7 protein-coding genes are annotated in these 13704 nt (G+C 39.8%); 4 read left to right on the top strand and 3 right to left on the bottom strand.

Going from position 1 to position 13704, the window contains the following annotated elements; genetic code table 11:
- Position 1 precedes the first annotated feature (1 nt).
- Positions 2 to 2419 (top strand): glucan 1,4-alpha-glucosidase, encoded by a 2418-nt coding sequence (locus BW142_RS03710; protein ID WP_076923928.1) that lies wholly within the window; start codon positions 2 to 4, stop codon positions 2417 to 2419.
- A 290-nt stretch (positions 2420 to 2709) separates the two neighbouring features.
- Here BW142_RS03710 and BW142_RS03715 read toward each other — a convergent pair whose 3' ends face one another.
- From BW142_RS03715 to BW142_RS03725, 3 genes are all read right to left on the bottom strand, one after another.
- A complete protein-coding gene (locus BW142_RS03715) occupies positions 2710 to 4617 on the bottom strand; it encodes a prolyl oligopeptidase family serine peptidase (RefSeq protein WP_076923929.1) in 1908 nt (635 codons plus the stop codon).
- Positions 4618 to 4690: 73 nt separating this feature from the next.
- Positions 4691 to 7876, bottom strand: coding sequence for a TonB-dependent receptor (locus BW142_RS03720; protein ID WP_076923930.1), 3186 nt, complete (start codon positions 7874 to 7876; stop codon positions 4691 to 4693).
- A 287-nt stretch (positions 7877 to 8163) separates the two neighbouring features.
- Positions 8164 to 9180, bottom strand: coding sequence for a LacI family DNA-binding transcriptional regulator (locus BW142_RS03725; protein ID WP_007582612.1), 1017 nt, complete (start codon positions 9178 to 9180; stop codon positions 8164 to 8166).
- Between the two features lie 291 nt (positions 9181 to 9471).
- Here BW142_RS03725 and glk point away from each other — a divergent pair, with 291 nt between their 5' ends.
- The 3 genes from glk to edd all read left to right on the top strand — a co-directional run bounded on the left by glk (position 9472) and on the right by edd (position 13701).
- Complete coding sequence (glk, locus tag BW142_RS03730) at positions 9472 to 10464, top strand: glucokinase (protein WP_076923931.1); 993 nt, start codon at positions 9472 to 9474, stop codon at positions 10462 to 10464.
- Positions 10465 to 10500: 36 nt separating this feature from the next.
- A complete protein-coding gene (locus BW142_RS03735) occupies positions 10501 to 11514 on the top strand; it encodes a LacI family DNA-binding transcriptional regulator (RefSeq protein ID WP_076923932.1) in 1014 nt (337 codons plus the stop codon).
- 336 nt (positions 11515 to 11850) lie between these two features.
- A complete protein-coding gene (gene edd / locus BW142_RS03740; RefSeq protein WP_076923933.1) occupies positions 11851 to 13701 on the top strand; it encodes a phosphogluconate dehydratase in 1851 nt (616 codons plus the stop codon).
- The last annotated feature ends 3 nt before the right edge of the window (positions 13702 to 13704 follow it).

A 13704-nucleotide genomic window follows, 5' to 3' on the forward strand; every position in this document is an offset into this window, starting at 1 on the left:
AATGAAAAAATATAACCTTATTACCACTGCTATTTTAACTTTGGGTTTAACAGCCTGTGGTGCACAAAATAAGAATAACGAAAATATTGACGCTACAGTTTCAGCCGCTTCTGGCGCTCCTGGCGCACCAGGAGCTGAACCATTTTGGGCTTACGCGGGTAAAACCGGAATTGGTACTTCTTTTGAGCAATACCAAAACGGCCAATATAATAACAACGCTGCGACAGGTGAAGTATCAAAAGTATGGTTTTCAATTGCTAAAGGTATGATCACCGAAACTATGTTTGGACTCATTCACCAAGCACAAATCAAAGATATGCAGTTTGTAGTAACCGGTAAAGACTTTACAGTCACTGAAGCTGACGACTTAGACGTTACAATTGATTACTTACATAAAGACGATAAAGGTAGACCACTATCGCTTGCTTACAAAGTAACAAGCACAGATAAGCAAGGGCGTTTTACCCTCGAAAAACACATATTCACCGATCCAGGCGGACAAACATTGTTTGTACGCAGTATTTTTAATACATCACTTAAAGGCGTGAGAGCGTATGTTGCTGTTAACCCTTATATAAACAACAACGGCTTAGGTGATTTTGCAAAAACCACTGAGCAAGGCTTAGTTGCCTGGGAAGACGATAACTTTTTAACGTTGCAATCATCTACGCCATTCAAAATGCAAAGTGTAGGCTTTACAGGTGTGAGCGATGGCATCACCTCACTTAAAAAACAACACACACTAAGCAAACAATATTCAAACACTGGCGATAAGGCAGGTAACGTCACTCTGCTGGCAGAGCTTGGTAATATCGATAGTAATACCACATTTGATTTAGCACTAAGCTTTGGTAAAACCCAGCAGCAAAGCCATCAACAAGGTGCGCAGAGCTTATCTAAAGGTTATCAAAATGTGCTTGATGCCTACAACGGTAAAGGTGAAGCGCTAGGCTGGGAAGATTATTTACAAAGCCTTGAGCCATTAAACGCCATGGTTAATCAAACAGCCGATGACGGTAAGCTACTTTATACCAGTGCAATGGTGCTAAAAGCGCAAGAGGACAAAACCAATGCGGGTGCGCTCATTGCCTCACTTTCTAATCCTTGGGGTGAAACTGTTTCAGCCAAAGAGGGTTCTACAGGTTACAAAGCGGTATGGGTTCGTGACTTTTATCAAGTAGCTATGGCGTTTATGGCCTTAGGCGATACAGCCACTGCAAAAACGGCCTTCGAATACCTTGAAAAAGTACAAGTTACTAGCAAAACTCCCGGTAACAATGGCGACACTGGCTGGTTTTTACAAAAAACACATGTTGACGGTGAACTTGAATGGGTAGGGGTACAGCTAGATCAAACGGCTATGCCAATTATGCTCGCGTGGAAGTTACATCAAGCAAACGTACTAAGTGATAACGAACTTAAAGGTTGGTACGCACGCATGCTAAAACCGGCAGCTGACTTTTTAGTTAATGGCGGAAGAGCTAAAATTTTATGGAACGACATGCAAATCACTCCACCTGCAACACAGCAAGAGCGCTGGGAAGAGCAAAGTGGTTATTCTCCCTCTACAACGGCTGCCGTTGTTGCTGGCCTTATAACAGCCAGTGACATAGCAACACTCAGTGGTGATACTCAAAATGCTGATCGTTATTTAGCAACGGCTAAAAAGTACAACAGTAATATAGAATCGCAAATGTTTACCACTCAAGGTAATTTAAAAGGTGATAGCACCGATGGCGAGTATTTTATTCGTATAGGTCAAGACACCGACGCTAACTCTAATACTAAAATTAACGCCAACAATGGCCGTGAAGGTTTTAACAAAAAGCAGATTTTAGACGGTGGGTTTTTAGAATTAGTCCGCTACGGAGTAAGAAGTGCCAAGGATGCAAGTATAGTTAAAACCCTGCCTGAGTATGACGACGAAACGCTTGAAGATAACTTACAAGTTAAATACAGCTTTAACTATACCGATGGTAGCGGCACATTTGCAGGCTATCGCCGTTATGGTAACGACGGTTACGGCGAAGATGAAACCACAGGCACTAATTACGCCGAAAGCGGGAGCAACACGCCAGGCCAACGTGGTCGTGTATGGCCATTTTTTACAGGTGAGCGCGGGCATTATGAAATAGCAGCTGCAAATGCAAATAATGCGCTTGATGATGCAAAACAAGCGGACATTAAAAATAGTTACGTAAAAGGTTTAGAGCAGTTTGCTAATAGCGGCATGATGCTACCGGAGCAAGTATGGGATGGCGTAGGCGTAAATAAAGCAGGTTATGAGTTAGGCGAGGGTACAAACTCAGCAACACCTCTAGCTTGGACACACGCAGAATACATTAAGCTTGTACGCTCACTCAGTGATAAACAAGTTTGGGATTATTATCCTGTAGTTGCCGAGTCTCTAAAAAAATAATATATAATACCAATTCGCTTAATTAAGTGATCTATTTTGAGGCAGGAAGAACGTGTTGATAGCTAGGCAAAAAATTCGCTATTTAGTTGTTCTAAATAAGAATTTTTTAACGCAGTTAGCGACACGTTTAGCCCCGCGAAATGATTAAGTATTATTGCGGATTGGTATAAAATGCTGTAGTTATTAAATAAGGCTTCTAGATAAATTTAGAGGCCTTTCTATTATGTAGTAACTCGGTATTAAAACTAAATAATTCTCTTCATAAAAATGAATGTCACCCTTTAATTATATTATTTGAGCCCACATTTATTATCAAACCACGATAATAACTCAGTATAAAACTCTTTTTTATGATCGTAAAAAAGCGTATCAGAAAAGTGATCGGCATCTTCTAGCTCAATATATTTAAAGTCTTTTTTGTACTTTTCAAGCTCAGATACGAAGTCTCTACTGTGTTTTACTGGAACACGACTATCTATATCACCATGTACAACCAGTATCGGAATATTTACTTTATTTACTTGCTCTACAGGAGAGACACCAGAAATAGTAGGGCGTTGTAAAATACTTAAAAAGCGATTTTCGTTAAGAGTTGCATTGATACGACTCAAATCACTTACACCCGCACCGGCAACAACACATTTATATATGTTGTTTTCACGCATAGATGCAGCAAATGCAGCATAACCGCCATAACTCCAACCAAATAAAGCAAGCTTATCTTTTGTTGCTAAGCCTTTATCGATCAAGTACTGCGCGGCATCGTCTAAATCATCTTGTTTTTTCAAGCCCCAGTTATTATCACCTGCTATCCAATGCTCTAAACCGTAACCAGTAGAACCACGATAGTTTGGTTGAATAACAACGTAACCATGATAGGCGAGTAACTGCGCCCAATCATCAAAAACAATAGAGTCGCGCACCCAAGGACCACCGTGAGGGAGTACTATTGCGGGGTAAGGACCTTTAGTCGCAGGAATTGTTACATACGCTTTTATTTTGCGTCCATCTCTTGCTTTATAAGAGATATATTTAACGGATCCTAGTTTACTTTTATCAATAAACGGAAGTCGATCACCAATTTTGGTTAACTTCTGTTTATTAGTAACAATGTAATAGCTGCCTGGGTTATCGTCAGCAGATACTCTCACTACTAATACATTATCGTTATCAGAACTACTAATGATTTGCACAAACTTATCTTTAAATAAAGAAGCAACAGATTCGTTAAGTGCTTGAAGGTTAGGATCTGTGAAATAAAACTTAGGTTGCTTGGTGGTATAGCGAAAGCCTTGTAAAGTACCGTCTGTATCAAGTATAACACCGTCGGTATCTACCGATTTAAGGCCAAATTGGCGTTCAGAATACTGACCTGTTTTAATATTGTAAATATAGATGCCAGTCGTATTTTCGCCCAAGTTGGCGTTAACATAAACTTCGTTAGGATTACTTTTTGCGAACCCTAATATCTCAAAATTTTCACGCTTTTTAGGGCTAACTTGCTTAATTACTTTCCAATCATCATTGCCTTTATCTCGGGCATAATAATCGATTGCGTTATCAGACTTATTCCAACCTTGGGCTATTCTTATTTCACCATCGTAGTCAGAAACAAATGAGCCTGATACTTTTTCATTTCCGCGCATTACAGTAACGCTTCGTCCAGTATTAATATTAAAGCGCACTACATCTGGAATGTAGTTATTATTAATATCAACCTCTACTAATACTTCATCTTTTTTGTCAGGAAGAATATTTATTATATTAAATTGAATATTTCGTTTTTTCTTAAATGGCAATAACCAGTCGCCTTTACCATCTGCATCAGTTATTGCAAACTTATTAACCCAATACTTGCGACTACCATCTTCTAGTATTTGTCTAAACATAACGCCAATTTTTTCATCGTTTAACCATACGATGGAAGATATCAGCATTTTATCAGCGCCCAACCTTACTGGGTCTGCTTCTAGGTTATTTGGATCTCTTATCTCAATTATATAGTCACCATTTTTGGTAGTGGCTCTTAAAATAGCAAGCTTCTTACCATCAGGTGATGCTACAACACTACGGATAGCCGATGACATTGAAAAAGCATCGATACTGCTCATTTGTGTCGCATCTTCAGTTTCGCTATTAGCGAAAGAAGATAGGCTTAGTAAGGTAAATCCTACTAACATTCTTTTTTTAAGTTTCATTTTTTATTCCCTCAAAAAAAATGGCCTAAAATTTTAGGCCATCTGGATTGAATATATACTCAGCCAATTCTAATTAAAAAGAAGCTGTAAAACTGATGTATGGGCTACGTCCTGAAGTATCATAACCAACACCTAGAGGGATGTTAGTATTTGAGAAAGAGCCACTTGGATCTACTTTTGGTGGAGCTTCATTAAATACGTTACGTACACCAAAGTTCACTTTATAAGCATCGTTAGACCAAGTCATACCAATGTTATGCACAAAGTAGTCATCAGTGAAACCTACAGGGCGACATTTAAGTGGAGCACCATTTGCGTCAGTTAAACCACGACAACCTGCAGTACCTTCTTCGAATTCACCTAAATCATCTTCATCTTCACGACCTTTACCGATGAAACGTGTTTCCCAGTTAAATCTAAAATCAGAATATTTAAGTTGTAAGCGTGCTGTACCGCGCCATTCTGGTGAATCTGGCTCACCCATATTGTCATCAATAGTACCAAGTACATCAAAAACTTGCTCTGTCATGCGCGTAGCTTGAAGGTCTAGTGTAATACCTAAGTTTTCTTCTGCAATTACCGTATCTGTTTCAAAGTAGATATTGTAATCAAAACCTTTAGATGAGATTAAGCCAATATTGATAAAGCTAGCATCAACTAAATCAATTTGACCATTTTCGTCACGCCCTATACGGCTACAGAAAGCATCATTACCATCAGCAGAATAACACTGACCAATACTGTAACCAGCGCTTGGCTCTGCAATACTATTTGTTACTTCAATATCAAAACGAGTTAATGACATTGTTAAATCAAATGCATCAGTGAACGGTTGTTCAAAGATAAAACCGTATGTTTTAGCCACTGATGTTTCAGCACTAAGCTCAGTTGTACCGCCAGTTTCAATCTCAGCGCTATAAGTTCCAGTATATGAATCAGTCCCACCTTGACCTAAACCAAGAGTAGTTGGATCAATACCTGATGCTTGACAAGCGTTTAGTACTGCTGTATCACGTGTTTCTTCAGCCGCATTATATGTAGCTGCTGAACCTGGGTTCAATGGGTCTATATTACGAGCATCTTCCGGAACAACACATGGGTCGGCAACTGTATTAAAACCAGACGTACCGTTTAAGAAACGTTCACGTAAGTTTGGCGCTCTATAAGAAGTACCTTTTGTTGCACGTAAAGTAAACCAATCAACAGGACGGTAGATAGTTTTAAGACTATAAGTTGATTCAGCATCGTAGAAAGATTCTTCAGAAACACGGCCAGAAGCTGTAAATGTAAGTTCTTCAGCACCTTTAACTCCTTTAAGTAAAGGGAAGTCAACTTCTGTGAATATTTCTTTTAGATTACGAGAACCATCAGCGCCTTGGTCAGCAAAGTAGCCCCATAGTAGGCCTTGAGATGCTGCAGCATTTGGATTTGATTCAATCTCATCACGACGATATTCAATACCAACGATACCTGCAACAGTTTCGTTATTCCATGGTAGCGCGAAGAAATCACCACCCATGAATGCATTAAAAACAAACTGGTTTACTTTTGTTTCGATGTCGCGATCAATAAACAAATAGGCCGCTTCTTCAGGTGAAAGCGTACCGCCACCTTCTTGGTAAATACTGTCTGCAAATAAATTAACAGGAACACAACCATCAGAACCGGTACCACAGGTAACAGTCCCATCATCATTTAGAACAGCAGTTTCTAAAGAGTTAATTAAGCGTTCTTCATCAATACCAACTCGGTGGTCAGTACCTTTTGATGCGCTGTACGATACAGACGCGTCGTAGTACCAATTGTCTAAACCAATATTTTCAAACATACCAAGGTTACCAGTAACACCGGTAACTAAACGGTATTGTGATACTTCAACCTCAGTTTGATCACGGTCACCACGAATGTTGATGATTGGCTGAACGGCTTCAGGTCCACCAGGGCCCACACCTAACACGCCAAAACAGTCAATACCGTTTGTACCACATGGGTTATACGGGTTTGATGCCGCTACTTGTTGAAATATTTGTGCACCAGGGCTAAAAATTGGTGATTTACGACTCGCATATAAACCTTCATAGTAGAAAGTTGTGTCGTTATCATCTTGGAAGTTGTATTCACCATTAAGCATTAGTGAGATACGTTCATTTTTACTTCTGTAATCACCGCTTTTGTAGTAATCCGATTGTTGGAAAGCGTATAGAGGGTCTTGGAAGTCAACGTCACGGAAACCATCGCCGTTACCATCAACAAATACACCATCATTAATACCATCGCCATCGAAATCACCAGCTACCCATGAAGGTAAAAATCCTTCAAGACTTGATGGTACAGTTGATTCGCTGAAGTTTGGAATACCAGTGTTTGTGAAGTTAGGAGTGTAATAAACACTGCCAAAGAAAGAAGGTACGCTAATACGATTTGTTAAAGGGAAAATATCACATGAATCTTCACCGCTTGCTACAGGACCATAGCCACTGTTTCGCGTTACGATACTGCCATCTTCAGCTTCCCAAATACGCTCTTCACACCCTTTAACAAAAGGGTTGCCAGATAAAGATTGAGATTTTTGTTCTGAATATTCAACACCTACAGTGATAAAACCATTATCCATGGTTTTGCCCCACATACCCGAAAGTACAGTTTCTTCACCGCCTTCACCTTTAGGTTGACGATAAGATGCATCAAAAATAAAACCTTCAACATCTTTTTTCAATATTACGTTAGCTACACCAGCTACCGCATCAGAACCATAAACGGTTGATGCGCCATCAAATAAATTCTCTACACGCTCAATCATCACGCCAGGTATTAAATTCAAATCAGGGGATGTTGGTGCACCACCAACGCCAGCAGGAGCCATTCTTCGACCATTAATAAGTACAAGAGTTCGCTCAGCACCTAAACCACGAAATCCGATTGTTGCAGCGCCCGGGCCGTTATCTAGTACAAAACCACCAAATGTATTATCTATTTGAGCACCAGCCGCTTGGCTGGTCGATTGAAGCATTGAGCCTGCATCAAATAAACCCATTTCACGAGATAAGTCGCCATTGATAATTTGAATTGGTGATGCATTTGAGAATTCAGCTTTTCTTATACGTGAGCCTGTTACAACTATTCGTTCAGGTGCTTCTTCTTCTAATTCCACGTCTGAATTCAAATCATTTTCTTGAGCCAGCGCGTTAGGCGCTAAGGCTACAGAGCCTAGCAATAAGGAGTATCTTATTGCATTTGATAGAGCTTTAGTTTTAAACATATGTAGATCCCTGAGGTATTATTGTTATTTAAGCTATAAAGTTAGAAGGTAAGATCATAGCGGCACAATAAATTTACATTAAGGAAACAAAATAGTAAATATGGTTAACAGGGCTCTATGGCTGTGGGAGGGCTAGCTGGGTGGTTTTTTGACCAAAAAGTGTGGTTTATGAACTTTTCATTTTTTTAGTTCATTGTTTTTTATGCTTTTTATGTTTTTTATGTTTTTTATGTTGTTTGTAAATGAATGTGAACAGCTCGTAGTCAATACTTACACAATATGAAGGCTCAGCTTGACCTTCTAGGAATGAGAATAGGAGCTAATAGGGTACTTTGTACTTCTTCACCACGTATCAGTTTTAATAAGTTCTCTACAAGCATTTGCCCAGCAACAGTAGTGTTTTGCTCTATCGTCGTCAGCGGTGGGTTTACATAACTAGCAATGGCTATGTTATCAAAGCCGACTACCGCAACATCTTTTGGTACGTTGATATTTGCTTCTTTAAGTGCACGTATAGCCCCAATAGCAATTAAATCGCTTGCGGCAAATAAGGCGTTAAATTTAATATTATTAGCGATAAGCGAACGAGTGGCGTGATACCCAGATTCTTCAGTAGATATAGCATTAGCCATTTTACGTTCGTTTATTTTTACGTTGTTAGCCAATAGCTCATCTTTAAAGCCCTGAAAACGACTAAAGAATTCAGGGCTATGATCAGATGCATCACCAATAAAAGCGCAATCAGTTCTGCTGTGAGCAATAAAGTGCTCAGCGGCAAGCTTACCGCCACCGTAGTTGTCACAACAAACAGTTAAATCTGGGCGATTATCAACCGTTGCGCCCCAACAAACAAACTTAGTGTTTTGTTCAAGTAGGGTGTTAAATTTTGGTTGGTAATCAATGTAATCGCCATAACCGAGTAAAATAATACCATCGGCTCTGTGGCTATCTTCATAGTCTGCTTGCCAATCAGCGCTGGCCGATTGAAATGATACTAATAAATCGTAACCTTCTTTAGCGCAAGCACGGGTAATGCTGCCAAGCATGGCTAAAAAGAACGGATTAATTTGTGACTCATCAGAAGTAGGGTCTTCGAAAAGAAGTAATGCTAGCGTACTACTTTGCTGAGTCCTTAAGTTGCTGGCATTTTTATCAACTTTGTAATTAAGTTTTTTAGCTATATCGAAAACACGCTTACGTGTTTCTTCATTAACAAGATGGCTGTTACGTAAAGCGCGAGATACAGTTGATTGAGATACCCCTGCATAGTGGGCAATATCAAATGAGGTGGCTTTACCTTTCATTGTTACAACTTAATTAAATTGATAAATAATTGTGTCATTTTCGTTTATTAATGAATAATTTCAAGCTTTTTGTGAATTAACGTATATTTTTATTGATAAATTCATGACACCGGTGTCATAATGTCAGTGTTTTATCATTTTGTTGTCAAAACGTATTCGCTGTCAATATCTTTTATAGACAGCATTTTTTACTGTGATAGCTACTTTGAGGTGATAGCTCAAAGTATAAATAACAATGGTATACCATTGTAAAATAATAAGCACGAGTCGCTTAACAAAAGAGATAATACTATGAGCCTAAACTCTTCTGCCCAATTTGATCCCATCTTAGTTGCTGATGTTGGCGGCACTAATGCCCGCTTTGCTTTAATAACTGGTTTTAATGAAGACATTAACCAATTTGTAATAGAGCACATTAATATATTCCCTAGTGCTAATTTTGGTTCACTTGAAAGTGCGCTAGAACAATATTTACAAACAGTTTCGCATATTACCCCTAAACGCGCATGCTTAGCCGTTGCAGGTCCAATAAAAGCTGGGCAAGTACACTTAACCAATTTAGGTTGGCATTTTAGTGTTAGTGAATTTAAAGCACACTTTAATTTACTTCAACTAGAAGTCATTAACGATTTTGCTGCTTTTGCGTACGCTGCTCCTTACTTAGATCCTACACAAAATGTAATTGTTAAATCAGGTCAAGCTGATGACAATGCAAACATTGGTGTTATAGGCCCAGGTACTGGTTTTGGTGCTGCATGTTTAGTAAGAACATCGCAATCTACCGCTGTTTTAAGTTCAGAAGGTGGGCATATATCACTTGCACCCGTTAATGAACTCGATACTTTATTATTAAATGAATTACGTAAAGACCACCCCCACGTTTCTATCGAAACTGTATTTTCAGGACCTGGCATAACGCATTTATATAAAGCGATGTCTGCGGTTAAGGGTGTAACAGCTAAAAATTTAGATGCAGCGCAAATTAGTAGCCTAGCAAATAGCGGTGAATGTGATGTGTGTGATGCAACGCTAAACCAGTTTTGTGATTGGATTGGCAGTGTAGCTGGCGATTTAGCTGTTGTTTACGGGGCTCTAGGTGGACTATTTATCGGCGGTGGAATACTGCCTCGAATGCAAGCAAGACTTTTAGAAAGTCGTTTTGTTGAACGATTTTCGCAAAAGGGTATTATGTCGCAGTACGCAGGGCAAATTCCTGTAACACTTGTAACACAAGATAATATTCCACTAATTGGTGCCGCAGCGTGTTTGCACAACAGCAAATAAGGAGCTTTCCTTGTTCGCATTTGGAAAAATAGAGTGATGAAAAAAGTAACAATAAACAGTGTGGCAAGTCATGCTGGTGTTTCTAAAAAAACCGTATCACGCGTTTTAAATAACGAGCCTAATGTTAGTGCTGCAACCCGAGAAAAGGTGCTTGCGGTATTTAAAGAACTCGATTATACCCCAAACCCAATTGCACGAGGGCTTGCACAAAATCGTAGCTTTATTATTGGCTGTCTTTACGATAACCCAAGTAAAAGCTACATCACTCGCGTGCAAACGGGTGCTCTAGAAGCATGCAAAGAAAATAATTATAATCTATTGATACACCCCTGTGAGTTTCGTGGTGATGCCCTTATAAATAATATTGAGCAATTACTGCAGACATCTCGATTAGATGGCATTGTGCTAACACCTCCTTTTGGTGATTTTGCTGAGCTGGCTTCTTTTTTAAAATCTAAAAAAATTCCTTATGCAAGAGTTGCGTCAGCTTTACTTCAAGATGATTCTATTTCAGTTCGTAGTAATGATGAGCAAGGCGCATTTGAAATTACTGAGCATTTAATTAGCCTTGGGCATAAATCTATAGCGTTTATTAAAGGGCACCCGGATCACAGTGCTACGCAACAACGCTTTAAAGGTTACAGGCGCTCACTTGCAAGCCATGGGATAGAGTTTGATGAACGATTAGTAGAGGAGGGTAACTTTAGTTATCATTCTGGTGTAGATAGTGCACGTAGCATATTAGATTTGTCCCCTAGGCCAACAGCTGTATTTGCATCAAACGATTACATGGCGGCAGCGGTATTAAAATTAGCTACTCAGCGCCAATTAAAAGTGCCTGATGACATTTCAATAGCTGGTTTTGATAATGCACCCATTGCGCGTCATATTTGGCCTGGTTTAACAACTATAGCACAACCGGTTGAAGAGATGACTAAACAGGCCGTAACTCAACTTATTTCACACATAGCTCAACCACAAGAAAAGCCTTATCAGGTAACACTTGAGTCGCGCTTAATTACACGCGAGTCTACCTCTGCGATAAAATAGTGAGTTAAAAAAACTTTCACAGTAGCCCGAATATGAGTGACGCTTATTTGGGCTTTTTTTTGCTCTGAACTTGCTAAAATATACTTTGTGCCTAAAAATCAATTAGGTCATTATTCGGTCATGTTAAAATATTAAACTATTTTTGTTACCCAGGGTTGACACCGGTGTCATTGCTATGCGTTAATACAGTGACACCGGTGTCAGGGCTGTTGTGAGAGGCTCCCTGGTAGCGTACCTTTGAACGGGTAAATCAAAGATGCTCAGTACAGTTATTTACGTGGAGTCTGTAGTTGCTACTGAGCCTTTATCCTCTAACTAATAGAGATGAGTTAAATTATGTTACATCCTCGTATTCAAGAAGTTACCCAGCGCGTTATCGAACGCAGTAAAAATACCCGTCAAGATTATTTAGAACGTATTTCGCACGCAAAAAAACAAACAAGAGTTCGTGCCGGTTTAGGTTGCGGAAATATAGCCCATGTTATGGCTGCGTGTAGCAGTGATGATAAAGCGCGCTTAAAATCTGATGAGCAGCCAAATCTTGCTATTATCAACTCATATAACGACATGCTTTCGGCTCATGTGCCATACAAAGATTACCCAGATTTAATTAAAGACATTGCAACAAAATTCGATGCTACAGCACAAGTTGCTGGTGGTGTTCCTGCAATGTGTGATGGTGTTACGCAAGGGCGTGACGGTATGGAACTTTCGCTTTTTTCTCGTGATGTAATTGCTATGTCTACGGCAATATCGCTTTCACACGATGTGTTTGATGGCGTTTTTTGTTTAGGCGTTTGCGACAAAATTGTCCCGGGTTTATTAATTGGTGCACTGTCTTTTGGTCATTTACCTGTGTTCTTTTTACCCGCAGGTCCAATGCAATCAGGTATTCCTAATAAAGAAAAAGCACGTATTCGTCAAAAATTTGCACAAGGTTTAGTAAGTCGCGAAGACTTATTAGAGGCTGAAAGCGCGTCTTATCACAGCGCAGGTACTTGTACGTTCTACGGTACTGCAAACTCAAATCAAATGTTAATGGAAATAATGGGCTTACACCTTCCTGGTAGCTCGTTTATTAATCCTTACACTGAGCTTCGCGATGGCCTTACAGGTAATGCTGTAGAAACCATGCTTAAGCAGCTTACAGATGATAAAGAAAGCCCGTGTTTAGCCGATGTGATCAGCGAAAAAACGATCATAAACGGTTTAGTCGGCTTGCTTTCTACAGGTGGTTCTACTAACCATGCTATTCATATTGTTGCGATAGCAAAAGCGGCGGGCATTCAGGTTACGTGGAAAGACATGTCTGATTTATCAGAAGTTGTACCACTACTTACACGTATTTACCCTAACGGCTCAGCTGATGTAAACCACTTCCAAGCAGCTGGCGGTATGGGTTTCTTAATGCGAGAGCTAGCAAGCGCTGGTTACTTACACACAGACGTTAAAACAATGCTAGGCGATGGTTTAGCACCTTACATGACAGAGCCTCGTTTAGATAAAGACGATAGCCTGATCATGAGCAACTCAACCGGCCCAACTAAAGTAAAATGGGTAGATTGCCCAGCAAATTCACACGATGAAGAAGTACTTCGCCCAGTGAGTAACCCTTTTAGTAAGCAAGGTGGTCTGCAACTTCTAACGGGTAACTTAGGTAAAGCTGTTATTAAAGTGTCAGCTGTTGCTATTGAACATCAGGTTGTTACTGCTCCAGCAAAAGTATTTAGCTCACAAAGTGCTCTGCAAGACGCATACACGCGTGGCGAATTAAACCAAGACTTTATTGCCGTGCTAAAAGAGCAAGGCCCTAAAGCGAAAGGTATGCCAGAGCTACATAAATTAACGCCAGTAATGGCAACGCTTCAAGATGAAGGCTTTAAAGTAGCCATTGTTACTGACGGTCGTATGTCGGGTGCATCAGGTAAAGTACCAGCAGCTATTCACTTAGCACCAGAGGCAGTCGAAGGCGGCGTTATTGCTAAAATCCGAGAAGGTGATTTAGTGACACTTGATGCGCCAAACGGAATATTAAAAGTACACGTTAGTGACGAAGAACTTGCTAAACGTGAAGCAGAACTTAGCCTGCCAAGTGCAACATTTGGTACAGGTCGTGAATTATTTACTGGATTTAGAAATATCGTAAGCAGTGCCGATTTAGGCGCGAGTGCTTTTGGACTTGAATAAATA

The organism is Pseudoalteromonas sp. EB27, assembly GCF_001974875.1.
Classification (GTDB): domain Bacteria; phylum Pseudomonadota; class Gammaproteobacteria; order Enterobacterales; family Alteromonadaceae; genus Pseudoalteromonas.